General features: G+C 64.4%; 27 protein-coding genes and 1 pseudogene. 7 read left to right on the top strand and 21 right to left on the bottom strand.

Annotated features, from left to right (window positions below; translation table 11 throughout):
• Positions 1 to 108 precede the first annotated feature (108 nt).
• Positions 109 to 573: a hypothetical protein gene (locus MKK84_RS06710; protein WP_243917857.1), complete on the bottom strand. Its 465-nt coding sequence runs from the start codon at positions 571 to 573 to the stop codon at positions 109 to 111.
• A gap of 281 nt (positions 574 to 854) precedes the next feature.
• Here MKK84_RS06710 and MKK84_RS06705 point away from each other — a divergent pair, with 281 nt between their 5' ends.
• A complete protein-coding gene (locus MKK84_RS06705) occupies positions 855 to 2,933 on the top strand; it encodes an ATP-binding protein (protein ID WP_243917854.1) in 2,079 nt (692 codons plus the stop codon).
• A 1,008-nt stretch (positions 2,934 to 3,941) separates the two neighbouring features.
• On the opposite strand, the gene MKK84_RS06695 is transcribed toward MKK84_RS06705, so the two are convergent.
• Both MKK84_RS06695 and MKK84_RS06690 read right to left on the bottom strand, forming a co-directional pair.
• On the bottom strand, positions 3,942 to 4,742 hold the full coding sequence (locus tag MKK84_RS06695; RefSeq protein WP_243917852.1) for a DUF4339 domain-containing protein: 801 nt from the start codon (positions 4,740 to 4,742) through the stop codon (positions 3,942 to 3,944).
• Between the two features lie 40 nt (positions 4,743 to 4,782).
• Positions 4,783 to 5,817, bottom strand: a complete 1,035-nt coding sequence (locus tag MKK84_RS06690; RefSeq protein WP_243917850.1) for a hypothetical protein — start codon at positions 5,815 to 5,817, stop codon at positions 4,783 to 4,785.
• Positions 5,818 to 6,140: 323 nt separating this feature from the next.
• Here MKK84_RS06690 and MKK84_RS06685 point away from each other — a divergent pair, with 323 nt between their 5' ends.
• On the top strand, positions 6,141 to 6,407 hold the full coding sequence (locus MKK84_RS06685; protein ID WP_243917848.1) for a helix-turn-helix domain-containing protein: 267 nt from the start codon (positions 6,141 to 6,143) through the stop codon (positions 6,405 to 6,407).
• Positions 6,408 to 6,478: 71 nt separating this feature from the next.
• Here the strand turns inward: MKK84_RS06685 and MKK84_RS06680 are convergent, their stop codons facing one another.
• The 15 genes and pseudogenes from MKK84_RS06680 to MKK84_RS06610 all read right to left on the bottom strand — a co-directional run.
• Positions 6,479 to 6,871 carry a hypothetical protein gene (locus tag MKK84_RS06680; RefSeq protein ID WP_243917846.1) on the bottom strand — a complete coding sequence of 131 codons (393 nt, stop codon included), beginning with the start codon at positions 6,869 to 6,871 and terminating at the stop codon, positions 6,479 to 6,481.
• A gap of 1 nt (position 6,872) precedes the next feature.
• Complete coding sequence (locus tag MKK84_RS06675) at positions 6,873 to 7,394, bottom strand: DUF3768 domain-containing protein (protein ID WP_409566456.1); 522 nt, start codon at positions 7,392 to 7,394, stop codon at positions 6,873 to 6,875.
• A 247-nt stretch (positions 7,395 to 7,641) separates the two neighbouring features.
• Positions 7,642 to 7,851, bottom strand: a complete 210-nt coding sequence (locus MKK84_RS06670) for a hypothetical protein (RefSeq protein WP_243917844.1) — start codon at positions 7,849 to 7,851, stop codon at positions 7,642 to 7,644.
• Positions 7,852 to 8,601: 750 nt separating this feature from the next.
• Positions 8,602 to 9,525, bottom strand: coding sequence for a DMT family transporter (locus tag MKK84_RS06665; protein WP_243917842.1), 924 nt, complete (start codon positions 9,523 to 9,525; stop codon positions 8,602 to 8,604).
• Between the two features lie 30 nt (positions 9,526 to 9,555).
• Complete coding sequence (locus MKK84_RS06660; protein WP_243917840.1) at positions 9,556 to 10,329, bottom strand: ferredoxin--NADP reductase; 774 nt, start codon at positions 10,327 to 10,329, stop codon at positions 9,556 to 9,558.
• 17 nt (positions 10,330 to 10,346) lie between these two features.
• Complete coding sequence (gene fdxA / locus MKK84_RS06655) at positions 10,347 to 10,685, bottom strand: ferredoxin FdxA (RefSeq protein ID WP_243917838.1); 339 nt, start codon at positions 10,683 to 10,685, stop codon at positions 10,347 to 10,349.
• Between the two features lie 23 nt (positions 10,686 to 10,708).
• Entirely contained in the window at positions 10,709 to 11,569 is an 861-nt protein-coding gene (locus MKK84_RS06650) for an ABC transporter ATP-binding protein (RefSeq protein ID WP_243917836.1), read from the bottom strand.
• A gap of 81 nt (positions 11,570 to 11,650) precedes the next feature.
• Positions 11,651 to 12,541: an ABC transporter permease gene (locus tag MKK84_RS06645; protein WP_243917834.1), complete on the bottom strand. Its 891-nt coding sequence runs from the start codon at positions 12,539 to 12,541 to the stop codon at positions 11,651 to 11,653.
• 6 nt (positions 12,542 to 12,547) lie between these two features.
• A complete protein-coding gene (locus MKK84_RS06640; RefSeq protein ID WP_243917832.1) occupies positions 12,548 to 13,972 on the bottom strand; it encodes an ABC transporter substrate-binding protein in 1,425 nt (474 codons plus the stop codon).
• Positions 13,973 to 14,136: 164 nt separating this feature from the next.
• Positions 14,137 to 14,913, bottom strand: coding sequence for a Crp/Fnr family transcriptional regulator (locus MKK84_RS06635; protein ID WP_243917830.1), 777 nt, complete (start codon positions 14,911 to 14,913; stop codon positions 14,137 to 14,139).
• Between the two features lie 166 nt (positions 14,914 to 15,079).
• On the bottom strand, positions 15,080 to 16,045 hold the full coding sequence (locus tag MKK84_RS06630) for a HEAT repeat domain-containing protein (protein WP_243917828.1): 966 nt from the start codon (positions 16,043 to 16,045) through the stop codon (positions 15,080 to 15,082).
• A gap of 8 nt (positions 16,046 to 16,053) precedes the next feature.
• Positions 16,054 to 16,287 carry a ferredoxin family protein gene (locus MKK84_RS06625; protein ID WP_149312599.1) on the bottom strand — a complete coding sequence of 78 codons (234 nt, stop codon included), beginning with the start codon at positions 16,285 to 16,287 and terminating at the stop codon, positions 16,054 to 16,056.
• Positions 16,288 to 16,313: 26 nt separating this feature from the next.
• Entirely contained in the window at positions 16,314 to 18,065 is a 1,752-nt protein-coding gene (locus tag MKK84_RS06620) for a fumarate reductase/succinate dehydrogenase flavoprotein subunit (protein ID WP_243917826.1), read from the bottom strand.
• 63 nt (positions 18,066 to 18,128) lie between these two features.
• Entirely contained in the window at positions 18,129 to 18,500 is a 372-nt protein-coding gene (locus MKK84_RS06615; protein WP_243917824.1) for a DUF971 domain-containing protein, read from the bottom strand.
• A 593-nt stretch (positions 18,501 to 19,093) separates the two neighbouring features.
• Positions 19,094 to 19,297, bottom strand: a pseudogene (locus tag MKK84_RS06610) (nickel/cobalt efflux protein RcnA); the annotation flags it as partial.
• Between the two features lie 879 nt (positions 19,298 to 20,176).
• Between MKK84_RS06610 and MKK84_RS35860 the strand changes: the two are divergent.
• Positions 20,177 to 20,335 carry a DUF6894 family protein gene (locus MKK84_RS35860; protein WP_409566454.1) on the top strand — a complete coding sequence of 53 codons (159 nt, stop codon included), beginning with the start codon at positions 20,177 to 20,179 and terminating at the stop codon, positions 20,333 to 20,335.
• Between the two features lie 224 nt (positions 20,336 to 20,559).
• Here the strand turns inward: MKK84_RS35860 and MKK84_RS06600 are convergent, their stop codons facing one another.
• The 3 genes from MKK84_RS06600 to MKK84_RS06590 form a co-directional block, all read right to left on the bottom strand.
• The gene (locus MKK84_RS06600) at positions 20,560 to 20,877 is read right to left on the bottom strand and encodes a heme utilization protein (RefSeq protein ID WP_243917821.1); all 318 of its coding nucleotides are present in this window, start codon (positions 20,875 to 20,877) and stop codon (positions 20,560 to 20,562) included.
• A 394-nt stretch (positions 20,878 to 21,271) separates the two neighbouring features.
• Positions 21,272 to 21,637, bottom strand: coding sequence for a hypothetical protein (locus MKK84_RS06595; RefSeq protein WP_243917818.1), 366 nt, complete (start codon positions 21,635 to 21,637; stop codon positions 21,272 to 21,274).
• 4 nt (positions 21,638 to 21,641) lie between these two features.
• Entirely contained in the window at positions 21,642 to 22,097 is a 456-nt protein-coding gene (locus MKK84_RS06590; RefSeq protein ID WP_243917817.1) for a hypothetical protein, read from the bottom strand.
• Between the two features lie 676 nt (positions 22,098 to 22,773).
• Here MKK84_RS06590 and MKK84_RS06585 point away from each other — a divergent pair.
• The 4 genes from MKK84_RS06585 (at position 22,774) to MKK84_RS06565 (ending at position 26,329) form a co-directional block, all read left to right on the top strand.
• The gene (locus MKK84_RS06585) at positions 22,774 to 23,001 is read left to right on the top strand and encodes a hypothetical protein (protein ID WP_279593842.1); all 228 of its coding nucleotides are present in this window, start codon (positions 22,774 to 22,776) and stop codon (positions 22,999 to 23,001) included.
• A 115-nt stretch (positions 23,002 to 23,116) separates the two neighbouring features.
• Entirely contained in the window at positions 23,117 to 23,527 is a 411-nt protein-coding gene (locus MKK84_RS06580) for a PRC-barrel domain-containing protein (RefSeq protein WP_243917813.1), read from the top strand.
• A 1,813-nt stretch (positions 23,528 to 25,340) separates the two neighbouring features.
• Complete coding sequence (locus tag MKK84_RS06570; protein WP_243917809.1) at positions 25,341 to 26,087, top strand: Crp/Fnr family transcriptional regulator; 747 nt, start codon at positions 25,341 to 25,343, stop codon at positions 26,085 to 26,087.
• Positions 26,084 to 26,329 (top strand): hypothetical protein, encoded by a 246-nt coding sequence (locus tag MKK84_RS06565; protein WP_243917807.1) that lies wholly within the window; start codon positions 26,084 to 26,086, stop codon positions 26,327 to 26,329. Before MKK84_RS06570 ends, MKK84_RS06565 begins: the two co-directional genes overlap by 4 nt.
• The last annotated feature ends 221 nt before the right edge of the window (positions 26,330 to 26,550 follow it).

Raw genomic sequence — 26,550 nt, 5'->3', positions numbered from 1 at the left:
CCAGCGCGAAGATGGCATCGCGTCCCGACCGGTTGTTGATCGCGGTGTTTTGGACGACCTGCTCGGATACTCGATTTCGCGCGCCGTGCTGGTCCCACGGCGCGCCGCTCAGTTTCCCGAGCGGTTGCCTGTATCCATCCTGACATTGCTGAAGGTGAAGTCGCCATCCGACCGGGATCGGACGCCGATTTCCCGCGCATCCTGGACGTTGTCGATCAGCACGTTGCCACCGACGTCGAGGTCCAGCGCGATCCTGGCGTGGGCGAGACCCTCCCGGGCTGCCCCGTCTTGGCCCATCGCGTCGAGGAAGGTTTGCAGCACCGGTCGTATCTCGTCGGCTTCGTCGGGACGAAGATCGGGAATAGCCAGCGCCAATTCCGCCTTTCCCTCGTCGCGGGTGTCGGCGGCCTCCAGCTTGTCCGTGGCCTTGAGGGCGCGGCGTCCGAAAAGGTCTCCTACCTTCCCCTTGAGGGCCTGATATGCGTCCTTGGTCATCTCCTTGATGGTCGCATCGCCGACCAGCGTGCCCCCCGCGATCAGGGCAGTGCTCAGCAAGGTTGGGTCCAACGCCATCAGATCTGATCCATACTGCGAACTAGAACAAACTAGGCACAAAGCGTTCTAGCGGGAAGCCCTGGTCGGTCCCTATCGGATGGCATTGATAGGCGGGCAGCGCGGTCATCTCTCATATCATGTTGATGAACTGCCCGGCGCCGATCCAAGGCCTGGCGCCGGAAGGCTCTTGAGTTGCTTCGGCTCGGGCGCCCTTGCTACCACCGGTCGCCGCGAGCCCGCGCTTCCCTGACCCCGTAAGAGGGTCCGCCCCGGCGTCGTCATACCCCGGAGGACGCTCAATGATCGTTCTGACGCTGAAGGCGAAGCACGATCACCTCAGGAAGGTCGCTGCGACCCGCGACTACGTCAAGGCGCTCGGGGAGTTCGTCTGGAACGCGTTGGACGCCGACGCGACCGAGGTCTCCGTCGACTTCGTCCGTAACGCCCTGGGCGGCCTTGAGAGCATCCTCGTTCGCGACAACGGTACTGGCATCTCAAAAGCGCGGGCGCAGCACGATTTCGAGAGCCTCGGGGATTCCTGGAAGCTCGCCGCGAACCGGACGGCCATCCTGTCCCATGCTGTGCACGGCAAGGAGGGCCAGGGGCGCTTCAGGTTCTTTTCGCTGGCGCAGAAGGCCCTCTGGACCACGGTCTACGGCGACGACGGGAAGCGCCTCAAGCTTTCAATCGAGATCGGCGCCGACAGGCTCCACACCAGCAAGATCACGGAGCTCGGCGACGCCCCTCCCGAGACGCCGACCGGCACAACCGTAGAGCTCGCCCCGCTCAAGGGAACGTTCGATTGGTTGACCGGAAGCGAGGCGCGGGCCGATTTCGGCGCGACCTTCGCGCCCTACGTTCTGCAGTATCCGGACACGACTATCTTCTACGACGGCCAGCCGGTCGATCCGGCCGCCACGATCCTGCGCACCCACGCGATCGAGACCAAGGCCATCGTCTGCCCGGGGCGGACCGTGAGGAACCTCGCCCTGAAGGTCATCGAGTGGAAGCCGGGGGTCGGCAGCCGAAAGCTGTACTTCGGCGGCGAGAGCGGCGTGGTGCTGGGCTCGCAGCCGGCGAACGTGACGGCCCCCGGCTTCGATTTCTCGGTCTACGCCTACTGCCCCTTCTTCCAGGAGGTCGCGCATGCCAACCTCCTGGAAGCCGAAGGGCTGACCGACCCCGATTTCGCCCGCATCCTGGAATACATCCGCGACGAGGTCGGCGACTACTTCCGCACGCGGCACGCGGAGAAGTCCGGTGAACTCATACAGGACCTCAAGGACGCCGGGGTCTATCCCTACGAGGGTGATCCACGCGACGAGGTCGAACGGCGCGAGAGGGAGGTGTTCGAGATCGCGACCCACGCGGTCTCGTCCTACTCGCGCGATTTTAAAAAGGCGGACAATCCGCTCAAGAAGATCACGCTCGGGCTGCTGCGCGAGGCGGTGAGCCACAACCCCGAGTCTGTCTCGCGCATCCTGCGGGCCGTCTTTAACCTACCGAAGGTTCGGCAGGACGAGTTCTCAAGCCTCCTCGACAAGACCGAGCTCGGCGCGATCATCTCGACGTCCACGTTGATCGCAGACCGGATCGTGACCCTAAAGGTGCTGCGCGAGATCGTCTTCGAGCCGAAGCACCGGCGGACGATCAAGGAGCGCGGCGAACTCGACAACCTGATCCGCGATGCCACCTGGATCTTCGGGGAGCGCTTTCACTTCACGATGCCGGAAGCCGGTCTGACGAAGATCATGAACCGCGTCTCGGACGACCTTGCCCTCAAGCGCGCCAAAGGCACGAAGGGCCGCAAGCCGGACGGCAAGACCGGACGGGCCGATTGCTTCATGGGCCGCGTGGTACCGCATGCGGATCGCCACCATCGGGACTACCTGCTCGTGGAGCTGAAGAGGCCCTCGCTCGTCGTCGGGCGAAAGGAGCTCGACCAGTTGGAGGATTATGTGAACGCGATCCTCAGCCAGCCGGATTTCGTGAACGCATCGACGTTCTGGAACTTCTACCTCGTCAGCAGTGAGCTCGATCCGGTCGTCACCGAGCGGATTACCCAAAAGGACCGTCCCTTCGGCCTGTTCCTGGACAAGCCCAATCACCGCGTCTGGGTGAAATCCTGGGCCGAACTGATCAGGGAATGCGAGAGCAGACTGGCGTTCGTGCAGGAGCGCCTGCAGGTCGATGTGTCAGCCGAACTCATCGACGAGCGCATCTCGAAGCTGAAATCATCGATCTTAAAGGCTCATCCCGAACAAAAATCGGCGAGACCGCCCACGGAACTGGACGGTGCGGAATTGAGTCCAAATGCTGCGTCTATGCCAGCTCGACCGGTTCCGAAGTCAGGATTGCCGGATCAACCGCTAACCTGAAGTCGTCCGGGATCGACGACCGCGCTAGGACGACATGGCAACCTTGGTTCAGCGCAGGGCGATGCCAACATCCGATCGGCACCGCGAACGTTTCGCAGCGACCGACTAGAACCGGTCGCCAAGCTGACTAGGTGCAAGGTTTGCACGCCGGACAACGCCTGATTGACGTGTCCGAACGGCAGTGCATTGCGGCCGCTGGGGCTAATCTCGGATTGCAACGTTGTCCGATTATGCCCCGAGAGCGGAACTTGGGCAAGCCGACCGCGAAAGTCTGCAAATGGCGCGTTTCTGACCTGCCAGCACGAGCGAGCACACCTGGGTATACCCGATGGGACGTAACACTGGCGACGCCGCGCATCGTAACATTTAGGCTGACGGCGACTATCTGTGACGCGGTAGCCTCGGGCCTACAGCCTGAGGTGACACATGACCCTCATGACGTACGACTACGATAGCACCATTTACTAAGATTTCGACGGTCAAGTCGCCCGGCTCATGCCGAGGGCTGCGGCGTCATTCGCGTCGAGAAAGCTAGGGGCGCCTTGCACGAGGGCCGACGTGAACTCGCAACCGTCCTCGCTGTCCTAAGCCCTGGCAACGAACTGGTTGTCACTCGCCGCAACCGACTGGGGGCGACACCCGGGATGTGCTCAATCTGATTCACAAGGCAGAGTAGCGCGGGGCGTTCGTCACTGTGCTCGGCCCACATGGCCCGGCACGCGGGGATCTGGGGCATGTCGTTCTGACCGTGCTTGGCAGGTTCGCTCCAGTGGAACGGCGCTTCATCAAAGGAAATATGCGCGAAGGCATCGCGCGGGCACAGGCAACCGGCGTTTACACCGACGGCCAGCGCCGCCGCCGTGGCAAACGTATTCGGATGCTCCAAGCAGACAGCCTTTCCCCGGTCGCTATCGCGCAGGCCGTCGGTTGTTCGCGGAGGCAGATTTATCGGGTTTCGCCGGAGAGGTGACCATACTAGCGCATCACGTCCATCACGCTCCGCCCTTCCTATCGAACTTGGATGTTGGTCACGATCTGCTCGGCGCTGCGCTCGACGGTGTAGACGACCGTGTAGGCTTGCCCGTTCGAGGCACCGATCTGCGCGGCGCAGGTGCGCACCTCACCCGCGGCGCCGAGTTCACGGGCACTGGTCACGCCGCTCGACGCGATACCCGCAGCCTTCGCTGCATCGAGCCCGTCGAACAGCTGCCGCACCTGTCGAATCTCGAAACGGCTGTCACAAGCCGGCACGCCGGTGCCGAGGTAGGTCTCACCGTCGAGCAGCGAGCCCGCTTCACCCCCGACGAACAGCGAAGCCGCGAACGAGGCCAGCCAAGCCCAGACGTAGTACCGTGGGCCCTTGAGCGCCCGCGCTCGCTGGTAGAGGTACACCGGGACGAGCCAGACCCAGGCGCCGAGGCGGATCGTGCGGTCGCTAACACCGCTGCGGATAACTCGCCGCTCGTCGAGCACGCTGACCGCGACGTTGGCTAGAAAGACGGCAAGCGGCCAACCCCACAGCGAGGTGCTCGTCCACCCCATCGCCCGTTCCAGCAGCGCCGCCCCCAGCGGGATCGCGACCAGCACCCAGGCCAGCGTGTCGTCCACCGCGCTGGCCGGTAGCGGCGGCGGTTCAGTCGCGGGGGGAGCCAGCGTCGTCTCGCCGAGTGGCACGAAATTCGGCCCGAGGCCGGCGTTCCAAACCAGGGTAGCTCGGGTGATCGTGCCGGCGGCGAGCAGCCGGTGCATCTCCGCCTCATCGACCGGCCCGGCCCGCGTACCGGCGCGTTCGTAGTACCAGTCTGGCACCCCGGTGCTCCTTCCCGTCTGATTGTTCGTGTGAGACGCCTCAGCAGCCCTGGTCGAGGATGAGGTCGCGCAACTCGCTCGCGAGCTGATTGAAGGGGATCGCCTCCAGCAGCTCGCAGCGGGCGGCCGTGACCCGCATATGCTCGGCCGCGGTGAAGGCCCGGCGGGCCGCCGCGCAGGCCTCGACACGCATCCCCGCGCTCAGCTTCACCGCAATGTCGGGCACGGTGATGCCGGCCTTCTGCAGCGCCTTTGCTTCCTCCTGGGCGACCCGGTCGGACTCGCGACACTCGGGCCGCTTGGCACGCTCGGCGGCCTGCGCCGCGGTGCGCCGCTCGGTATCTAGCCGGTCGATCTCCGTGGTGAGCTGGCGCGACTGCGCCTCGGTGGCATAGCGAGCCTGGGCGTCCGACTGGGCCCTGGCCAGCGTCTCCTGCTGCTCACGGATCTGCCGGGCCTGCCTCTCGCGCTCGACCGCCGCCTCCCGCTCGCTTACCACGCGCTGGGCTGCCGCCTCGGCCTGAAGTGCGTCGGCGCGGGCGCGCGCCGCCACGAGGTCGGCTTGCCGTTCGCGCTCTTGGTCGGCGCGAGCTTGTTGCTGCCGGGCGAGTTCGCGCGCCGCCTCCTCGCGCTCGCGCAGCGCGAGTTCGGCTTGCTGGCGCCGGGTCGCCTCAGCCCTGGCCGCGACCCCGGCGTTAATCGCCTCCTCTCGGACCTGCAACGCGTCCGCGCGCGCCTGGGCGGCTTCGCGGTTGGCGCGGTGCCGCTCGGCCATCTGTGCGCGTTGCGCCTCGTAGCGCTGCATGCCCGTGCTTGGAGCCGTTGGTGTGGCAGCGGCAGGTGTCGGTTCGCGCGCGCCCGCCAGTACGGCTGCCAGTTGGGGCCAGCAGGCAGCGACCGTCGTCCGGTCGAGGCGGGCTAGATCGTCACGGCTTGCGGCATACGCGGCCCCCGGCAGTTCAAGCCGGGCGCTCGCGTTCACCTCGCGGCGGGCTAGAACCAGGGCCGTCCGCGTGTCGAAGCTGGCCACCTGCCCGGCGAGCTTACGCGCAACTCGTCCGGCGATGTCCACCAACGCCGGGTTCGCCAGCGACGGCGGGCAACCTCGCGATGCCTCAGCAGGTAGAGCCTGTGCAGCTGCCCCCATCGTGGGCTGGGCCGATGATGAAGACGGCCCACCGACCAACACAGCAACGATGAGGATGGCGACAGCAGCGGGGCGTTTCCCTGCTGGTGATCCATCGCCACCACCCCGTGGTCCGCGGCGACCGACTACACACCGCCTCACACCACGCATCGTTATGCTCATGCTCCTGCCCATCGCGCCCCCTCCCGTCCAGCAAATTGGGGACTAACAGTCCGTCGATTGTCAAGCCGCGCGTCGGGCTTGCTCGTCCTATGGAGGCGCGGGCGATCATTGGGTGGAACTTGCGGCGGCTGCGGGTTGCGCAGGGGCTGTCTCAGGAGCGGCTGGCGCTCGCGTCCAGTATTGACCGCGCGTATGTCGGGCGGGTCGAGCGGGGTTCGGAGAACGTGACCGTCTCGACGCTCGAAGCCCTGGCGCAAGCCCTGTCCGTACCGGTCGCCGACCTGTTCGTCGCCCCGGTGCCGGGGGCGGCTCGCCCCGCACCGCTGCGCGCTGGGCGCCGGCCGAAGCGCGACTGAACAGCCGAGCGGCCATGGTGCTGCCAAGAGGCGGCACCCAGCCAAGCTGATGTGCGGCAGCCCAGCCAGCGTCACCGGCCGATCTCCAAGTGTGGGGCGACCGCGATTAGCAAGTCCCAGCCGGCGGTGACGGCGTCGGGAGTGCGTGGGTCGAGGTCGCGAGTCGTCAGGCCAGGTGAGATCAGCAACCGCAGCAGCACTGCGGTCAGATTCGGTGCGGCAGCGATTAGCCGGGCGTCGGCCAATCGCTGGATCCCGACCGCGATGTGTCGGGGGCAGCTGCCGGGTTCGACCGGGCGGTTCCGGCGAATGAAGTACGGCCAGCCGCCCGCGAGCTCGGCCGTCGCAGGCTCGACGCCGAGCATGAGTTCCGCCGGGGCGGCATCCGCTTCGGCCGTGCCGCGTACCAGCCAGGGGCCGGGGGTCGGGATGGCGGCGGCTGGTAGCTCGCGCCCCCCGGCCATCTCAATACTCCTCAGCCAGCATGATGGTCAGCACGCGGACCGTCGCCGCCGGGTCAGTCGGGTCAGGCGAGGCGCAGCGCAGGCTGAGGTCGTGAGTGTCGATCTTCCAAAAGCAGCGATAGCCTGCGACGGTGACAGCGCCGAAGTCGTGCTCGCCGTGTGGATCATCGTCGGCGTCGAAACAGTCGGAGCCGCGCACAGCCGCCACCAGCGCGGCGCGGGCCACACTCGGTAGCGCTGCGACCCCGGCACTCAGTACGATCCGGCCGCCAGAGAGACTCCGGCGGAAGGCATCATTGAGGGTCGCAATGCAGCCCGGCGGCGTGACTGCCGGATCGGCCGGACATATCGATAGCACATCACTCGGGCCGTTCGCTCTTTGTTCTGAAAACGGTTTAGCTACGTACGTTCCCTCAAGGGCACTCGAAGCAACGGGATCGGCGATCAGTCGGTCAGCGGCGGCGAATGCGCTGCGCGCGAGATGGACGTAGCGGTGTGCCTCAGCCTCAAAAGCGGCACGCAAAGCGAGCCTTACACCGGGGCGGCTCGCCTCAGCTATAACGAGCACCGCCTCTAGGTCAGCCCCCTCCAGGGTAGCGACTGCCTTAAGAGCGGTCGCTAATTTCGCGTCAAGACAAACACAAGGGCTGGGCGGCCTTAGCTCAGGTGGGGAAGCAACTAGCAGCGCCGGCCTAGTGATTTGAAAACGTTCGAGGTCGCTACCATCGGTCATCGGAAATCCTTCTACTTCATTGCTATGGGTGAGGCATTCAGCCCTGCGGATCGGTCGCTGGGTGGAGCAGGGCGAGTTCGTCGCGGCGGCGGGTGAACTCGGGCTCCTCGGGCCAGTCACGCCAGCGCAGAGAGAACCGCTCGTCGGCGCGGGTGGCAACGACGAGCGACTCGAACCAACCCTCCATCGGCCCGGTGGTGGCCAACACGAGCGAACCCGACCTGATCGCGTCCCAGGTGCCGAGCACGTTGGTATCGCCGGCCGGCGGCTCGGATGGTCCTGAGACTGGCTGGGTAAGGGTGGTCGATGTCACCGGAGCCGTGGGCGTCGATGGCGTTGCCGCAGCAGCATTGGCCACGGGCTGCAAGCTGCCCGCAGGCTCACCAAGCTTGACGGCTTTTGGCGGTTGACCCCGGCTACTGCTGGTGCTGGTTGGTTTAGGCTGCTGATTGGACATACTGAGGCTCCAGAAACGACGAAGGCGGCCCGGAGGCCGCCTTGCGAGGGGGAAGATGCTTTGCGCTGGGGCCGCGCTGATCGCGGTGGCAAGGGCACACCAAGCAGGCGGCCTTGGCGCGAGGTAACTCGACGTCATCGCAAGTGCTTTCAGTCGCCCAGGGTGCGCGACAGGGCTAGCAGTACCGGATAATTATCCTAATGTCAAGGCTGCGAACGTTGTTCCAATTTTGTGATGAGTCAACGGCTCAAGTGAAAACTCCTTTAGAGGATCGATCGCAGCCCGAATCGAGCAGCCGGACTGAGATCGGTCGATACAATGTTGTAGAGCATTTAGAGGTAAAACATTAAATTTTTGAGACAACCTTAGCCGCTTGAGCAGGGGCCACCGCATAGAACAAATGGATGCGGTTCATTTGAAAAGCCAAGCTGCCTCAGTACCTAAAAGCGGACCTTCGGCTTTGCGCCCAACCCGGACATCCTGCCGCAATGAAGTGCTTCCCGGAAGCGGACGTCTCGCTCGTCCGCGTGCATCAGCGCGTCAGCGTACCAGGCCCGCGCTCGACGACGCGCAGGCCGTTGGGGACGTTGGCACCACCTTCCTCTGCAGAGCCAGGCCGACGCCGCTCAGCGTCAGGACAAAGGCGAGCATCTGTCGAGATCCGATCGTCTCATGTAGCACCAGCGCAGCCGCGGCCGTGCCGATAATCGGCACCAACAGCATGCCCGTGGTCGCCATGCTGGTCGGCAGCCGGCGTAGGGCGGCCTGCCAGCTAAGGTAGCAGAGCGCGAGCGGGCCGATTGCCATGTAGCTTATGCCGGCCAGGCTCGGCAGGCTCAGGCCCTTGATGTCGGAAGCCTCGGTGAACAAGCTGATCAGCGTCATCGCCAGGCAGCCGAGCCCGACCTGCCACGCGGTGAGGGCGATCGGTGGCAAGTCGATCGGCCTTCGCTCGAGGACCGTTCCCAGCGCGAACAGGATAGCCGCGGCCAGGGCGAGGGCGATGCCCGGCGCCTTCCGGAGGATCTGGCCGGTGCCGGTGCCGTCGACGAGGACGCAGATCCCGAGGATGCCGAGAGCGAGGGCCGCGAACCCGCGCAGGTCCGGACGCTCGCCGCGCAGAACCCAGGCGAGAAGCACGGCCCAGATCGGCATCGAGTACGCCAGCAGCGCCCCTTCCGGTACGGTGAGCCATCTCAGGGACAGACCGGTGAAACCCATCCAGGCGAAGACGTTGATCGCGGCGGCGAGGCCGAGCCGTCCGAGAAGCGCGCGCGGCACCGTCAGGCGCTCGCCGCGCCCGTAGGCGAGGAGGCCCAGTCCGGAGGCCGCAATGAGACCGGCGACGCCCCGCGCGAACAGCGGCGGCCAGTCCTGAAGGACCAGCTTGAGCACCGGCCAGTTCAGGCCCCAGCCCGTCGCCGTGGCGAGGAGGAAGAGCCGTCCGGCCTGCGTGCGTGTCACGTGAGGGAGTCGCACGAGGTCCGGGCTCCCTTACTTCTCGACGAAGGCCTTCTCGATTACGTAGTGGGCCGCCTCGCCGTGGTTGCCCTCCTCGTAGCCGCGGGAGGTCAGGAGTTTCCGGGTGTCGCGGATCATGTCGGGGCTGCCGCAGAGCATGAAGCGGTCGGCCTCGATCGCCATGTCCGGCAGGCCGATATCCTCGAACAACTTGCCCGAGACCATCAGGTCGGTGATCCGGCCGCGGTTGCGGAACGGCTCGCGGGTCACGGTCGGGTAGTAGATCAACTGCTGCGCGATCATCTCGCCCAGGAACTCGTGCTGGGGCAGGGTCTCCGTGATGGTCTCGCCGTAGGCGAGCTCCTGCACCTGCCGGCAGCCGTGGACCAGCACGACCTTCTCGAACCGGTCGTAGGTCTCCGGATCCTTGATGATCGACAGGAACGGCGCCAGCCCCGTGCCGGTGCCGAGCAGGTAGAGGTGCCGGCCGGGCAGCAGGTTGTCGAGCACCAGCGTGCCGGTGGGCTTCTTGCCGATGATGATCGGGTCGCCGACCTTGAGGTGCTGGAGCTTCGAGGTCAGCGGCCCGTCCTGGACCTTGATCGAGAAGAACTCCAGCTCCTCCTCGTAATTGGCCGAGACCACCGAGTAGGCGCGCAGCAGCGGGCGTCCCTCGACCTCCAGGCCGATCATGGTGAACTCGCCGTTGCGGAAGCGGAACGCGGGATCACGGGTGGTGCGGAACGAGAACAGGTTGTCGGTCCAGTGATGGACCGACAGGACGCGCTCCTCGTGGAACTTGCTCATGACTCTTTCGTCCTCACTCAGGCGGCCGCTGGATCCGCATTCCCGAACGCTTCGAGCAGCTTGCCGTCGCGGCCGTCCCACGCCGCCGCGTCGTCGGCCGGCTCGGTCTTCTCGGTGATGTTGGGCCAGAGGTCGGCGTACTTGGCGTTGAAGGCCTTCCAGCCTGCCGTTTCCGGCTCCGTATCGGCCTTGATGGCGTCGGCCGGGCACTCCGGCTCGCACACGCCGCAGTCGATGCATTCGTCCGGGTTGATCACCAGCATGGTGTCACCGACGTAGAAGCAGTCGACCGGACAGACCTCGACGCAGTCGGTGTACTTGCAGCGGATGCAGTTCTCGGTGACGACGTAGGTCATGGTTTCACCCGTTGGCGCGGAGCTCAGAGCAGCGCGGCGAGATCCTGGCCCTCGACATCGATGGACAGGCCCTTCATCGCCTCGGCGCTGACCTCCCCGCCCATCGCGCGGATGCTCTCCTCGCGGATCAGCGACATGAGTCCCCGGCGCAGGCCCAGGAACTCGGACGTCAGGGTCAGGGCCGGTTGCCGCGGGCGGGGCAGCGGCACCACGATCTCGGCCTTGATGCTCCCGGGACGGGCGGTCATCACGTAGACGCGGTCGGAGAGGAAGATCGCCTCGTCGATGTCGTGGGTCACGAAGAGCACCGAGATCTTCAGGCGCTGCCACATGTTGGTGAGGATCTGCTGCATGATCAGCCGAGTCTGCGCGTCGAGGGCACCGAACGGCTCGTCGAGCAGGAGGATGCGCGGACCGGTGGCCAGCGCACGCACGATTCCGACGCGCTGCTTCATCCCCCCTGACAGCCGGTCGGGGTAGTGGTTCTCGAACGGCGTGAGACCGGCGAGGCCTAGGAGCGTGCGCGCCTGTCGCTCGCGTTCGCCGCGCCTGAGTCCCTTCATCTTCAGGCCGAACTCGACGTTCTCGCGCACCGTCTTCCACGGGAAGAGTGAGTACTGCTGGAAGATCATGCCCCGGTCCGCGCTTGGCCCCGAGATCGCCTCACCGTCGACGGTCACCCGTCCCGACGATGGCTTGAGAAAACCGGCCAGGGCGTTGAGCAACGTCGACTTCCCGCAACCGGATGGGCCGATGATCGATACGAATTCGCCGGGCTGCACCGTGAGTGACGTATTCGAGACGGCCTCGACGGCGCCCTCCATCGTCTCGTACCGCAGGCAGAAGTCGCGGACCTCGATCAGGCCCCGGCTCGGCTCGGGCATGGCAGGCTCCTCGATTGATGGGGGCGGGTATCCGCCGCGTGAGGTGACGCACCACGGAGGGAGGCGCGGTCGTCGGGTATCCTACCGGGCGGAAGCCCAGGGCATGACGAGGCGGCCGACGAGCCGGATCGCGAAGCTCGAGCCGAGCCCGAGCAGCCCGATCGTGATCATGCCAAGCGCGATGTCCGGGTACTGGACCAGGGAGTAGGCCTCCCAGGTGAAGTAGCCGATGCCGAACTGGCCGGAGATCATCTCGGCGGCGATCAGCGAGACCCAGGCCACGCCCATGCCGACCGTCAGCCCGGTGAAGATCTGCGGCAATGAGGCTGGCAGGTAGACCTCGCGGAACACCGCTATTTCCCTGGCTCCGAGACACCGGGCGGCACGCACCAGCACCGGGTCGACCTGCACCATGCCCTGGAGGGTGTTGATCAGGATCGGGAAGAACGAGCCGAGGAAGGTGATGAAGATGATTGATCCCTCGTTCGTCGGCCAGAGCATGATCGCCATCGGAACCCACGCGATGGCCGGGATCGGCCGCAGCACCTCGCAGATCGGGAAGGCAATCTCGCGCAGGAGGTGATAGCGGCCCATGAGGAGGCCGAGCGGGACGGCGACACCGCCGGCCAGGAGAAAGCCGAACAGGATCCGGCGGCAGGAGATGAGTACGTGGTCGCCGAAGACCGGGTTGTGCAGAGCGATCACCGCCCGGCCCACGACGTCCATCGGCGTGGGTATGTTCAGGAACCGCACGTAGAAGGTGACGCGGTTGGCAGTCAGATACTGCCAGAGGGCGACGAACAGGATGAGCGACGCGAGCCCGATCAGCGCGGCGCGGAACTCACCATGGTGCAGGCGAAGCCAGCGGCGGGTGCGGCCGGTCGTGGGTTGGGAAGACGCGGACGGCGGCGCGAGGGTCGCCGTTCGCGGCGGCTCGGGCTCGGCGGTGGACCGGAGGGCGACAGCTTCCATAAGGGTCTAGCCTCCCGTCACAGCGGTCTTGAGGGCCTCGTCGTAGGGCATCACCTTGCCGCCGCCCTGAGCCGCGGTTTCGGCATCCTGCTTCAGCAGGAAGGGCGCGATGCCGCCCTTGCTGTCGACCACGTAGAAGGCCTCGCGAGCGAACAGCTTGATGCCGCGGGCGGTGTCGAAGACGTAGGCGACGTCGACGGGCTGCCCCTTAGTCTTCATCTCGTTCAGCGCGCCGAGCGTGCAGGCGGCGCTGGAATAGGGCTGTATCGCGCCGCCTTTCACCCAGATCTCGCCGGCCTTACGCGGCTCGGTGATCGGCTTCTTGCAGAACGTGTCCTCGCCGCTTACCTCGTAGTTGGCGGTGCTCGCGCGCTGCTGCTCGTAGTCGAGACTGCGCTCGGCGAAGACCTTGCGCAGATACGCGTCGTCGACCCACGGGCCGACGTCGAACTCCTTGATCCGGTCGAGCTTCTGCAGGACCTTCACGTCCTCGCGTGCGGCGTCGATCAGCTGCGGCTTGATTGTGGGATCGATGGTCATGATCCCACCGGGCCCGAGGAAGATGTATACCACCTCCTTGTCGGTGCCGGTCCACGTCGCGATCTGCTCGGCGGCGCGCTTCGGGTCTGCCTTGACCCAGGCGTCGGCGTCGAGCACCGCCTTGACGTAGGCCTCGACGATTTCGGGGTATTGCTTGGCGAAATCGGTGCGCACGACGACGCCGTGCCAGGTCGGCAGCTTGGTCTCGACACCGTCGAACACCTTACGGGCGAAGCCGCGGAACGGCAGCAGCTCGGCGAAGGGGACGAAATCGGCGTGCGCGTCGATCTTCTTCTCCTGAAGGTTGGTCGAACCGACCTCCGGGCTCTGGCTCACGAGGCGGAAGTAGGTGGCTGGGTAGCCCTTGTCCTGTAGCGCCTTCAGAACCATGCCGTGGGCGGCAGAACCGAAAGGCACGCTGACTACCTTTCCCTTCAGATCCTCGAAGGAGAAGTATTCGGAGTCCTTGTTGACGACGATGCCATTGCCGGAACCGTAGAGGTTGTACGCCGCGACCGCGATCAGCTGCGACTTGCTCTCGGGATTGTTCTGGAAGGTGGCGCCGTTGACGACCAACGGGTAATCGCCCATGGCGCCGAACTGAAGCTTGCCGGCCATCATGCCATTCGTGACCGGCGGCCCCGAGGTGAAGTTCTGCCAGTCGAGCTGGATGGTCTTGTCGGCATACTTCCCGGTCCTGGGCAGGTACCTCTCGAGCAGCTTGAGCTGTCGGATAACCACCCCCACGGTCGCGGTGTTGGTCGTCGTGTCCTGCGTACCGATGCCGACAGTCAGGGTCTCAGCGCGGGCCGGCGTACCGATCCCGGTGCCGGTGAGTGCGAGAAGCGCGAGAGCGGATACTGATCCGAGCCCGGGGAACCGTCTTGCCATCGCCCGCTCCGTCATGTCGGTCCGATGCCGCAACGACATCGAGGGCATGATCGGACTTGGAGACGAGTTCGATCAAACACTGAGAGCGCGCGCGGGTCGATTAGTTGCGCAAAAAGGTTGTGTCGGCCCGGATGTGCTGTCGATTTGAGCGGGAAGCTTCGGATTTAAGCGCATTCCTCGCCACCACGCATCTGCGCTAGGATCTCAGGGCGCAGCACGACGATCTGCGTGCGCCGTGTCGCAACGACCCCTTGCTCCGAAAGGCGCTTCAGGCTGATCGTTACCCATTGCCGGGTGGCGCCGACCATGTGTGCGAGGTCGGCGTGGGTAAAGGTCGCCGCGATTACGGTCCCGTCCTCCTCCGGCACGCCGTAGAGATCGCACAGGTGCAGGATGAGATGGGCGAGACGCTCAGTGATTGAGCGAGTCCCGAGCATCTGGGCTAGGGTCGAGTAGCAGCGGCCCTTAAAGGTCAGGCCGTCGATGACCCCGATCGCCAGCGTCGGGATCTGCGTCACGAGCTGCTTGAGGGCCTTGCCCGGCAGGTGTAGCACACTGGAATTGCTTGCCGCCATGCCCGACCACTTGTGAAGGCCGGTGCCAAATACGTCGGGACCGCCGACGAAGTTGCCGGGGTACCAGTAGGCCAGCGTGATCTCGCGACCGGAAGGCGCCGCGTAGAAGACCCGGATGCGGCCGCTCTCGACGATCCAGATCCCGTCGTTCGGCGTCTCCTGCGTGAACAGGGTCGCGCCGCGGTAGAGTACACGGCGTCGCCCCTTCTCCATGACGAGGGCAAGCTCGCCTTCGGTCAATCCGTCGAGCAGCGGGCGCTGGCCGGCGCCAGGCCTGGGTGCCGCCTCGGACAGCAGAAGGGCGTTCGCCTGGGTGTGAAGCCCCGCCGGGGCTTGAGACGGGCGTATCGGCGCCGTGGTCTGCATCGCCATCTCCTGCGTCTTGCAGGGATGTCGCCGCAAACCCTGTACCAGCTCTAAACTATCCCTGATCGCATGCGGCGTCCCGCTGTCGGCGAGCCGTCTGTGAACGCCGTGCGGCGCCCCACCCGAAGGAGAGGGGCGCCGCATCAAACGACGTCGGTTGGATTGGTCAGGGGCGTCCCTGGCAGCGCCCGATGGCCCATTGGATGAGCTTGCGGACGTCGGGATCTGGATCGTTGGAGGACGCCTCAAGGGCAGCGAGACCGCGTGGGTCGGCGATCTCGCCGATGGCCGCGGCGGACTCCTTGCGCAGGTTACTTACCTCCGAAGTCAGTGCGCGCCCCAGGACTTCGACCGCAGCCGAGGCTTTGATCCGGCCCAGAGCGTTGGCAGCCTTGATACGGACCTGCCAGACGGGATCGTCCATCGCCGTGATCAGGGGGGGCGTCGCCTCGGGCAGCCGGATCTTGGCGCACGAGACTGCTGCCTCCTCGCGCACCTGCCAGTTGTCGTCAGACAAGCCAGCGATCAACGTGGAGACGCCCGGGCCGCCGTTTCGCAGGAAAATCAGCGCCGCCATCGTCGCGCGCCGGACGGTCGGGTCGGGATCGCCTGCGGTGGCGATCAGCGCAGGCAGCGCTTCCTCGGCCTTGAGATAGCCGATGACGCCGAGGCCCTCGCGGCGAACCTCAGGCGCCGAACTCTGGAGCGCCTTCAATGCGGCCGACAGGGCGTCCGGCAGGACGAGCTCGCGCAGCGCCCGCAGGGCGGACGCCTGCACGAAGGGGTCAGCGTGCTCGGCGCGCTCGATCAGCAGCGGACCGCAGGTCGGCTCCTTCTTCTCGGCGAGGGTGTCGGCGGCGGTGCGCCGCACGGCCTCGTCGGCGTCCTCCAGGGAACGCACCAGGCCCTCGACGACGTCCGCGCCGTCGTGCTCGTCCAGGGCCCTGGCGGCGGCTGCACGAACGGTGGCGTCCGGGTCGCCGAGACCCTTCAGAAGCAGGACCTTCGCCTCGGGGCCGACAGCCTCGGCGAGCTCCATCATCGCGACGCGCCGGACGACCGCATCGGCGCTGGCGCAGCGCTCGGCCACGTCATCGAGGTCGTCGTCGAAGGAATCGAATACGGGGCTCATGGTCGGCCTCAACGCAGCAGGTACGGGATGTTGACCTTGACTGCGTTCGTCGGGCAGTCGACCTCGCACGGCATGCAGTACCAGCACTCGTCGTACTTCATGTAGGCCTTCTGCCGCGTCTCATCGATCGCGAGGATGTCGAGCGGGCAGACGTCAACGCAGACGCGGCAGCCCTTCTCGGCGATGCACTTCTCGTCGTCGATGACGACCGCGGCACTGCTGGCCTGATTGATGATCGGCATGGATCGATCTCCGGTTCTTGGGAGGGCTACTCGGCGGCGGCCGGCGTCTTGATGCGGAGCTGGTGGTAGGCGCTCATCTCCTCGGCGGCGACCGGCACGATGAACGGGTCGACCGCGCGCTTGGCGTGGGCCATCCGGCCCTGACCGTCCTTGAACAGGACGGTGTGGCAGTTCCAGTTCGCGTCGTCGGTTTCGGGGTGATCGACGCGCAAGTGGTAGAAGCCCCAGCGGCTCTCGGTGCGATAGAGCGAGGCCGCGGCCGCCATGTCGGCGCAGTCGAGGATCGTCTGCATTTCCAGAGCCCGGTGCAACTCGTGCGCGTCGCGGGCGCAGAGCAGGTCGAGGTCCTCGCGGATCTCGGCGAAGCGGCGCTGTCCAAGTTCCATCTTGGCCGTCACCTTCGGCGGCTCGAGGTAATCGTTGACGAGGCGGCGCGTCTTGAACTCCATCTCATGAGGCGTGAGACCGTCGTCGCGCCGGGTCGGGGCCAGGACCCGCTCCCGCTCGGCGGTGATATCGGCCTCGTCATGGCCCGCCAGGGTGTTGGCCGAGCAGTAGGCGGCTGCATCAGCGCCCGCGATGCCGCCGTTCACGAAGGCGCCGAGCATATAGTTATGCGGCACGCTCGCCATGTCACCAACGGCGTAGAGACCTGGAACCGTGGTGCGAGCATACTCGTCGACGAAGACGCCCGAGGCCGAGTGACCGGAGCAGAAGCCGATCTCGGAGATATGCATCTCGACTGGCCGGCGGCGATAATTGGTGCCGCGCCGTTCGTGGAAGCGCCCGCGTGAGGGCCGCTCGTTCGAGTGGAGGATGGTTTCGATCTCCGAGATCGTCTCCTCGCGCAGATGGTCCATCTTCAGGAAAACCGGGCCGTTGCCGCCCTGCAGCTCACGCCAGAACTCGAGCATCATCTGGCCCGACCAGTAGTCACACTCGATAAAGCGCTCGCCCCGGTTGTTGGCCGTATATCCGCCGAACGGGCCGGTGACGTAGGCGCAGGACGGCCCGTTATAGTCCTTGATCAGCGGGTTGATCTGGTAGCATTCGAGGTTCGCGAGCTGTGCGCCGGCATGGTAGGCCATCGCGTAGCCGTCGCCGCAATTCGCCGCGTTCTCGTAGGTGCCGAAAAGGTAGCCCGAGGCCGGCAGGCCGAGTCGCCCGGCTGCGCCGCAGGCGAGGATCACCGCCTTCGCCTTCACCACCAAGAATTGGCTCGTGCGGGTGTTGACCCCGATGGCGCCCGCGATGCGCCCGTCCGGACCTTTCAGCAGGCGGGTCGCCATGTAGCGGTTGGTCACGCCGATTTGGAGGCGGCGAAGCTGCCGGTAGAGCACCTTCTTGACGTTGTGCCCCTCGGGCATCGGCAGCACGTAGGTCCCCATGTGGTGGACCTTGCGCATGTTATACTCGCCCGAGCCGTCCTTCTCGAATTTGACCCCGAGCTTGTCGAGGTACTGGATCATCGGGAACGATCCTTGCGCGTAGGCCATCACCGCCTTCTGGTCGACGATGCCGTCGTTGGCGACGGTGATCTCCTTCACGTACTGCTCCGGCGTGGCGTAGCCCGGCACCACGGCGTTGTTCAGCCCGTCCATGCCCATGCTGATCGCGCCTGAGCGCTTCACGTTCGCTTTCTCCATCAGGACGACGCGGAGCTTCGGGTCGGCTTCCTTGGCCTTGATCGCGGCCATCGGGCCGCCGGTGCCGCCGCCGATCACCAGGATGTCGGTCTCGATGATCTCGGTCTTCGTCGCGGATTCGAAGGCGCTCATGGCAAGGTCTCGCGTCAACGGAGTGGCGGCGCTCATGCACTCGCCAAGAGGTCGGATCGGAGGTCAGGCGGCCTGGGCAGTGGCAGGCGGGTTGTCGACAGCCTCGGCCGCGAGTGCGCGCAGGTAGGTCCAGGGAAAGATCCCGCGGGCATGGCCGTCGGTGAACGCGATATGGACGGCATAGCCGCCCATTGGCTCGACGCGGGTGATCGCGACGCCGGGGAAAGCCTCGGGGAAGCGGTCCACGACGCGGTCACGGGTACACCACGCGCATCGGCAGCGAAGGCGCAGATGCTCGGCAGGCAGCGCCACGGACAGCCCGTCACGCCACAGCAGCCTAAGTTCGGTTCCGCCCCGTGACAGGATGGCAGAGTCGGGGATCGCGTTGGGATCGAATGGAGGCGGGCTGGGAAGCTCGATCGCGTGATTTGCCATACGCTCCTCCTCTGATGCCTTTCACAGAAGCGCAGAAGCGTTCGGGCGGACAGCAATTAGTTGCCCGGAATTTCAGTCAGGCGGCAGCAGGAGAAGCGCATCACTCGTTCACGGTGCGCTCAGCGTGGCGTTGAGTGAGCTGTTCGCGGTCCCGGGACCAGACGCAACGCCGCCGACGCCGCTTCAGATCGGCCGGCGGAAGGATTGATCATCCTGGGAGCACTCGCCTCGACTTATCCGAACTACGACCGACGCCTCAACCGACAAGCAGCCGTTCCGCTTTGCGCCCATCTCGGTCATTCAAGGAGCCGCGGTCGCTCCTCAATAGCGGACGTCCACCACGACGGCTGCAGGGGCCCGTTCGCATAAGGGCACGCTACGGAACGTCGGTGTGTAGATCGGCGTTGAAGCGGGGCCCCAGCTAAAACCAAGATAGCGTATTGATATTATTGGCAGAAGCAAAAGAGGAGCGGGATCTCGGTCGGCGCCGATTGGGACCCCGCCTCTAAATGGAAATCTTTCGTTTGTTGAGGACGTTACCGTCCTTCAGGAAGGAGTCCCGGATCGGCGCTTATCTGCAGCCATTCGCAAAATCAGGCGCGTTGCACAGCGAGTGCCTCGGCAGCGTGGCCAACCGGGCTGTGTTGGATACCCTGGTAGCCGAGCCAACCGGTGTAGAGGCCGATGAGAACGATCAGACCTGCGGAGGCGTAGGGGGCCAGCTGCGCGAAGCTGCTGAACCCGGACCAGCGGCTGGCGATGTGCTTGACGCTCAACGCCCCAATCACGCCCGCCGAGGGCCGAGAGCAGCCCTGGCGAGCCGACGATCACTATCATTCAGTTGAACGCCCTGATGCAGGCCCTGCGCGCTGCCGGCGCCAGCTTCTCAGAAGCCGATCCTGACCATAGCTCTGGAGAGGGACGGTCCTGAGCTTGGTCATGCCGAGCGTCTGGAGCTATAGCGAGGGCCAGGGCTTAGAATGCCGGTAGCGCCAAACGCGCCACTCAATGACTGCGGATGGTGGGTGGATACGCTCTGGATGCAGCAGTGCCCGCGATCCGACGCACCCTAGCGATGATCCGGCAAGAAGCTTCTTCCGCTCCCTGACGCTCCGCGTCCATCTCCAGTTCAAGCAAGCGATTGAACAAAAGCGCGTCCTGCGTGCTGGCCATTGTCGACTGATCCTCGGAGAGGATAATGACGAGCTTTCGCATAAAGCGGCATGTTATCGACGGCGACCACGCGGCCATTGGCGTGCCCCAACATTCAAGTATCAGCGTGAAAACAATAATCATAAATATGATACCGGCGCAATCATTTGATAGAGTCGCATCGATATAATTATGCTCGCTTTGAGATGGTCAACTCTGACAGGAGCATGGATGCAGCCATGCCGAATGACCTCCCGCAAGGCCGAGTCACTTTTCGTGGCCGCGGACTGGCCTTTATCTCCGGCACACGAATTGTCGTAAAAATCTGTCCGCTTTGTTCGCAATGGAATGCACCAAAGGCGGCGGAGAACGGCCACTGCGGCTGGTGTGCCTACGTTCCATCGTACTTGGACGTGGAGCCGGTTGCTGTCGCACGGATCGGCATGATCTGATGCCGAGTTGCGCATCCTTGAGAGCAAGATAAGCCAATCGATGGCCCGGCACGATTAGTGCTTTAGGTCCATATGCCGCCGGCACATCTAAATTGTATGCCGTTGTACTTCTTCCACGTACGCGATGGGGACCGACTGATTGAAGACGTGGATGGCAGTTATTTGCCGAGCTTGGCAGCAGCATGCGCCGACGCTTCTGCTTCTGCCCGTCATGTGCTCGCAAAGGGCTGATCGCTCGGCGAGGTGCTGGATGGACGATGCTTTCAGATCAGCGACAGCACCGGGTTGATCCTCGCCGTGATGCCCTTCAAGGAAGCGATCATCCCGAGGTAAATATCCCGGCAGGATAGCCACTGGCGCACGGGTATCGAGCGGCCCCGACCCACGGTGGGCAAGGTCCTTCTCGCCGCATAGCCTACCGACGTCAGGAACCATGCCTTCGCGCCTTGAATACCCTAACTTGAACGCTTGGCGCTCCAACTGCCGGTGCATTCGACCAGTCCGCCGGACGTGCGCCATGTGCCGCTGCCGTCGCCCTTGGCGTCGAGGCTGCCGGAGATCGGGACCTTGTTGGCGCCGCTGGTGATCGTGGCGTGCACGGAGCCGCTCGCAGACACGCCGCCGTCGATATCGACCTCCTCACCGGGGATCGAGGCATCGCTATCCTTGATCTGCACGTGATAGCTCGTGCTCGCCGAACAGGGGCCTTGAGCCGTGGTGGCGACGATGGTCCAAGAGCCATCGTACTGGTTCGGCACCCGGACTTTTTTCATGGCGGCACCAGCCGAGCAGAGAGCGCCAGCCGTCAGGCCAGTTGCGAGGATCAAGACAGGAATACGGGCCACGGACAGCTCCGACGGTTGCGCCGTCGGGACTGACTTCGCGCTCTGAAAACAATAGCATCGCACAAACAGTTTCCGGATCTCGGCGCCTTCACCGCTTCTCAGGCGATTTCCCTCGGCAGTCTAATCTGATGCGAGCGGGGCAGTCCGACGATCGAGCAGACGCCGGCGCATACGGGGTCCAACTCGACTCTGGTCCAGCACAGCGTTGGCGGTCAGCTCGGCGGCAAGATCCCGCATCACTGGGAGCGCGCAGGTCTGCGCGTGCTGATCTCGATGCCGATGACCCAGCTGCTGCCGATGAACGGGACCGGATCGGGCTCCCTCAGCCCCACAGAGCGCTGAAGGTTCGCTCGAAGTCTCCGACCAAAGTCCGGTTGCAGAAACGGTGCAGGACGGGACCGTCCATCGTTCCCTCGCGCATCTCGATCGACTCGGTATTCTGGTCGTAGGAGAAGGTCAGATGGCGACCGCCGAGGGTGGTCGACAGGATGGCGTTGGTACCCATCTCGTCCTGGATCATCTCAGTCGATCCCGGCGCGCCGCGCCACATGATCCCGCCGAGCAGCGCCAAGGTGACCGTCTTCATCTGCAAGGCCTCACCTTCGGATTGCGCGATGACGCTCACCGCGTACCGCCGCACGGCGTCGAGGTCGGTCGTCTCGGACCTGACGGGAGCGAACTGAGGCATCGGCTTATTCCCGTCTCGTCGTGATGTCCGTGGCACCGGTCGAGGTGGCGGAATAGCCGCCCCACCCCTCTGTCGAGACCGGCGACGTGCCGCCCCACCCCTCGGCGCGCCACGTCGCGACGCGCAGCGTCGGGTCGACCGAGCCGTGGTCCTCCAGGATGCTCATGACGTGGTCCCGCTGGGCGTCCGCGACCACCAGGTCCAGCATCGCCGCGCCCTGCCTCAGCCGCGCGCAGCAGGCGTCCAATGCCTCCCGGGGCAGGCCCATCGTCCCGAGCCTATCCCGGAGGCCGGGGCCGTCGGGAAGCGCCGCCGTCGCCTCGACGCGTCCGGGTTCCGGATCAGCGGAGCCGACGACGAGCCGGATCGCTCGCTCGGGAATGCCGGCCGCGACCAGCGTGGCCATCGCCGCCTGCGCCTTGCTGCGGCTCTCATACAGCGCGAGGATCCCGAGACTCATGGTCGGGTCTTCGCTCGTGGCAGGGGTGCCTCCGATCGGTCGGCCGCGCCGCCCTCGGATGCGATCTCCGCTCGCGCCGCGGCGATGAACGCGGCGCGCTGATCCGCGCTCAGAGCGAAGCAGGCACTCATCGCGGATCCCTCCATCGGGGAGGGATCTACCCACATCCGGTCGCCCGGACCGGTGTCGAGAAAGTTCTGCTGAGCTCGTTCAAGCACCGCAGCCTCGACTGGATCTTCGTTCGCCGTCTCAACCGCGGTCACGGGTTCAGTGCTCTGTCCCAGGCATGTTCGGACGTGGCGCGCCGCCATGATCCTTGATGAGATTGGAACGTTCCGGGTCGCCCTTCAAATTGGCGACCTGCTTCCGTGCGGCCAATGCGAGGACGCCGACTCCGCCTATCGTACCGAGCGCTAGAAATAGCAGAGAGATACCGCTGCCCATGGGCGAAGCCTTTCATCGAAAGAACCGCCGAAGGAAGGGCGACGGGGAGCATGATGCTACAGATCGAACTAAGCCCAGGGTCATAGGTTGCCATTTTAGATTATATCAGGGGTGCGGCGTCTTTTCTTAACATTTTTAGGGAGGATCAACGTGGCCTTAAGCCGCGTTAATCTAGGCACTATCTACCACATCGCGGAGTTTTAACGTGTATAATCCCATCTTTTCATCGATAATGCTCGCGATTGAGTCGCGACGGGTCATCGAGTTGCGCATGGTACGCCTCGCTTGGGGTGGCCGTGAGGGCCGGGCCGAGATGCAGTCGATGGTGATCGAGAAGGTGCACGCCGCCGGTGAGGCGATGACGACGCTGATGCTCGGCGGCTCGTCCGAGACAGTCATCGCTCGCTACCGCGAGCACGTTGCCTTCAACACCAAGCGGCTATCAGCAGCCCGAGGATGAAGTACTTAATTTCCACCATAAGGTCTCGCGAATGGTTTTTAAATACCAGACTATATTTTTGATTTCGGTCCTTGGCCTTTCGGCAACATCTCCATCGCTCGCTCAGGATAAGACGGTGGTCAGCACCGATACAATACTTTCTGGCACGGGTCAAAGCTCCTCGACCGACGGAACGGGCGGCCAACTCAGGCAGGTCGCCAGGGCGGATGATGCAACGCGGCGCAGTAATCCCAAACCCATCACCTTCCTGACGTCACAGATGATCGGCACAGGGGTGCACAATCTGTCGGGACAGAGCGTCGGCAAGATGACTGACCTTCTGATCGGTGATGGGGGCGCCCTCAAGGCGGTGGTTCTAGATGTCGGAGGCGTCCTCGGCGTCGGCAGCCGCCGTATCGCGGTCGAGCCCTCAGCGCTGGTGCTGTATCCCGGTGGCGACCGGTTCTCGGCCATGCTCGTCATGGGCAAAGACACGATCGCGGCGGCTGCCACTTTCAAGCCGGATCAGACAGTCAAGTCCGACTAGTGTCCACACCGTGCTGATTTTCGTCGGCTTGGTCGAAGAGAACCGAGCCGGCTGGATTATTGCGGGTTCTGATGGTCGGGGGCGGACCGGCGCGTGGCGTTGAGGCCGACCGGATCTTGTTTGAGCGAACCTCCGGATATCGGAATGGGCCGGGCCAGCAATGGGGTATCTCAGTATGGGAGTTCGTCGAGAAGGGCGCGGGCCGGTGAGCTGCCGGCTCTTCGCGCAAATCGGCAGCGCGAAGTCGCTGCTGGGTGTCACGATGCTGGTGACGGCACTGCCCGCGTGCAGGTTCACCGGTCTCGTGCAGTGACCTTCGGCCCAGAGTTCATCCCTGAGAACGGTGGGGTGCCGGGCTCCGCTTACGGCTCCAGAAAGATGGAACGCGGGGCGAGCATTGTCGGCCCGAAACCAAGCAAGGAGATCTCGCCCCTAAATCCCGGCACATCAATGGCTTAGGCTCAAATCGTGGGTCAGAGGGAATTATCCCTGCGGGCTGGCCAAGCAGCCACTTCCTTCCTGCGCCAGCCGCTTCCCGAGCGCCCCATCGGATAGACCCGCTAAGAAAGCAGGTCTGGAGACCTTGAGCGGCCATTGACATCAACCTGCGGTATTGCGCAGGAGACACCTATGTTAAAAAATCTCCCTCAAGGCACGACCACCTTCGGTGGCCGCGGACTGGCGTTCGTCCACGGCACCCGCATTGTGATGAAGGTCTGCCCCACCTGCTCGCAGTGGAATGCCCCAAAGGCGGCTGATAGGGGCGTATGCGGCTGGTGCGCCTACATCCCCTCATGCGAGGACCTGGAGCCCGCCGTACAGTTCGAGCGTCCCTGATCTGCTCCACGGTGCGCCAATTCTCGGATAACAAGACTAACCCTAACGTCGTTGCGTCTCGTCTATCGCCGTGCGGAACGGCACCAAGCCCCGCCATCCGGTAATCAGATCAGGTGACGGAACGGTCCACCCAGGGTCCGGCTCCGGACGCGGGTAGTTTCACTGACCGACAGCCGAGGTCCGGCCTACTCTTTCTAAGCCGGGTGACAAAACCTCAGATGCGCGTCCCATCGTCCTTCGGTGGCTTCCCACAGCGGAAGCGCTCAACCCGCCAATCGGCGTGAGAGCCCTGCCAATGGGCCATCTGAGGCTGGGCGACAGACATACACTGCTGGGGCGTCGTGACATCTTCGTCGAAGGCGTGAACGCGCATAATGCAGTGTGCCGGGTTCGAAACCATGCACGTTATGAAATAGAGACCATAAAGCATCGTCCGAAATCCTCAGTTCGGCAAAGCATTCTGGGATTTGTGCGTTTGCTTGGCTTTCCTCGTCACACCACGGAACGGATGATCCGCACAAAAAGGCCCCGCTACTCGAACCGGGCAACGGAGCCTGAGTGCGCTCGGGTTAGGAAAGGCCATGCGGGCGATGAAGGGGCAAGGAACGCTCGCGTGGCCATCTGCGCTCACATCATCGCGGCGACAGCCGGACACTCATGCCAGCAAACAAAAAGATCCATCTGATCAAAAGACGGACGTTGGTCAGGTTTTGTCCTCAATCGCCTCGTGTAATCGAGGGTGCAAGCTTGGAATTTTGATCAAGGTCATGCCGATAGCCATGCCTTCGCCGCGCGATCGAAGCAAATGGACCCCGAATCTGAGCATTGCGGGCGTATGATCGGCTCAAGAACATATCTTATGACAGAACTTCGAGGTAAAATCAGTCTATCGTAGGGATCATCATCGGTTGATCCGATACAGGCGCTGATGACTGGAAGAGCCGTGCGCTTCCGCCTGCGATGCGAGGTGGGAAATATGAACGCAGCCCCCGACCAGCACGCCCCGGGCATGCTCATCCGCAAGCTGGAGAGCATCACCACCCTCTCGGACAAGGAACGTCAGGCCGTTCGGAGCTTGCCGATGAGGATCCACAACCTCGACGCTCGCCAGGACATCGTGCGCGACGGCGACCAGCCCACGCACTGCTGCCTCATCCTCGACGGATGGGCCTGCCGGTACAAGATGCTTAGCCAGGGCAAGCGCCAGATCCTATCGTTCCACATCGCAGGCGACATCCCGGATCTGCAGAGCCTACACATTCACACCATGGATCACAGCCTCGCCACGCTGACCAAAGCGGTCGTGGCCTTCATCCCGCACGAGAGCCTGCGGGAGCTGACGGCGTGCTACCCTGGCATCGCGTCGATCTTCTGGCGCGACACCCTGATCGATGCGGGCATCTTCCGCGAGTGGCTGATCAGCATGGGCCGCCGCTCGGCCTTCGAGCACGTCGCGCACCTGTTCTGCGAACTGTACCTGAAGCTGCAGGCGGTCGGCTTGGCCGGCAACTTCCGCTGTCCGCTGCCGATCACCCAGACCGATATTGCCGACGCGCTGGGGCTCACCTCCGTGCACGTCAACCGCGTGCTCCAGGAGATGCGCGGCCGGACCATGATCACGCTCCGGAGCCAGATGCTCGTGATCGAGGCGTGGGACGAACTTCTTCGGGTCTCGGAGTTTGACTCCACATACCTGCAGCTTGAGAAGCGGGCGGCCGGATGACCCTTCGCCTACAGCCCGTGCAGGTCGGAACGGGCAGCTACGATATCGAGGGCCAACTCGTCTTCGCCGATGCCTTCCTCGCGGCGGTGCTGGTGCGGCTCTCAGGATTTCACGAGGACATAGCCGGGATGTGGTTCTTGGAAGCGGGCTTCGGGCTGGTGAGCAGCGCGACCCCGCCCACCTTCGCCGACCTCGATGCCGCGCAGACCTGGATCGAGCAGCGGCTGGCGGACGCGGCCTGAGCCTACTGTATCCTTGAAAGGCACGCGTCATTTAGAGGCTGGCGGGCCAAATTATTCTGGTTCGCTAGACGACGTACCAAGGCCCTTCAGCCTGTCGACAATCCCGAGTGATCCCATCCAGCGAGCGCTAGCCAGCGACGCCGGTTATTCTGTAGCGCAGCACAGATTTCATTCTGGGAATATTGATCCGGAAATTGGTTCTTGGATCAACGAGGAGCGAC

This window comes from Methylobacterium sp. E-065 (assembly GCF_022829605.1).
Classification (GTDB): Bacteria; Pseudomonadota; Alphaproteobacteria; order Rhizobiales; family Beijerinckiaceae; genus Methylobacterium.
Note: the sequence above shows the minus strand (reverse complement) of the source record. Positions and strands in the feature narration are given on the sequence as shown.

Coding starts and splice junctions, on each gene's coding strand:
- MKK84_RS06650 (WP_243917836.1), bottom strand. CDS start 11,569: ATGCCCGAGCCGAGCCGGGGCCTGATCGAGGTCCGCGACTTCTGCCTG.
- MKK84_RS06635 (WP_243917830.1), bottom strand. CDS start 14,913: ATGCAGACCACGGCGCCGATACGCCCGTCTCAAGCCCCGGCGGGGCTT.
- MKK84_RS06710 (WP_243917857.1), bottom strand. CDS start 573: ATGGCGTTGGACCCAACCTTGCTGAGCACTGCCCTGATCGCGGGGGGC.
- MKK84_RS06615 (WP_243917824.1), bottom strand. CDS start 18,500: ATGGCAAATCACGCGATCGAGCTTCCCAGCCCGCCTCCATTCGATCCC.
- MKK84_RS06705 (WP_243917854.1), top strand. CDS start 855: ATGATCGTTCTGACGCTGAAGGCGAAGCACGATCACCTCAGGAAGGTC.
- MKK84_RS06630 (WP_243917828.1), bottom strand. CDS start 16,045: ATGAGCCCCGTATTCGATTCCTTCGACGACGACCTCGATGACGTGGCC.
- MKK84_RS06600 (WP_243917821.1), bottom strand. CDS start 20,877: ATGAAAAAAGTCCGGGTGCCGAACCAGTACGATGGCTCTTGGACCATC.
- MKK84_RS06660 (WP_243917840.1), bottom strand. CDS start 10,329: ATGAGCAAGTTCCACGAGGAGCGCGTCCTGTCGGTCCATCACTGGACC.
- MKK84_RS06645 (WP_243917834.1), bottom strand. CDS start 12,541: ATGGAAGCTGTCGCCCTCCGGTCCACCGCCGAGCCCGAGCCGCCGCGA.
- MKK84_RS06685 (WP_243917848.1), top strand. CDS start 6,141: ATGGAGGCGCGGGCGATCATTGGGTGGAACTTGCGGCGGCTGCGGGTT.
- MKK84_RS06680 (WP_243917846.1), bottom strand. CDS start 6,871: ATGGCCGGGGGGCGCGAGCTACCAGCCGCCGCCATCCCGACCCCCGGC.
- MKK84_RS06590 (WP_243917817.1), bottom strand. CDS start 22,097: ATGAGTCTCGGGATCCTCGCGCTGTATGAGAGCCGCAGCAAGGCGCAG.
- fdxA (WP_243917838.1), bottom strand. CDS start 10,685: ATGACCTACGTCGTCACCGAGAACTGCATCCGCTGCAAGTACACCGAC.
- MKK84_RS35860 (WP_409566454.1), top strand. CDS start 20,177: ATGCCGCCGGCACATCTAAATTGTATGCCGTTGTACTTCTTCCACGTA.
- MKK84_RS06595 (WP_243917818.1), bottom strand. CDS start 21,637: ATGCCTCAGTTCGCTCCCGTCAGGTCCGAGACGACCGACCTCGACGCC.
- MKK84_RS06625 (WP_149312599.1), bottom strand. CDS start 16,287: ATGCCGATCATCAATCAGGCCAGCAGTGCCGCGGTCGTCATCGACGAC.
- MKK84_RS06640 (WP_243917832.1), bottom strand. CDS start 13,972: ATGGCAAGACGGTTCCCCGGGCTCGGATCAGTATCCGCTCTCGCGCTT.
- MKK84_RS06585 (WP_279593842.1), top strand. CDS start 22,774: ATGCTCGCGATTGAGTCGCGACGGGTCATCGAGTTGCGCATGGTACGC.
- MKK84_RS06565 (WP_243917807.1), top strand. CDS start 26,084: ATGACCCTTCGCCTACAGCCCGTGCAGGTCGGAACGGGCAGCTACGAT.
- MKK84_RS06620 (WP_243917826.1), bottom strand. CDS start 18,065: ATGAGCGCCTTCGAATCCGCGACGAAGACCGAGATCATCGAGACCGAC.
- MKK84_RS06570 (WP_243917809.1), top strand. CDS start 25,341: ATGAACGCAGCCCCCGACCAGCACGCCCCGGGCATGCTCATCCGCAAG.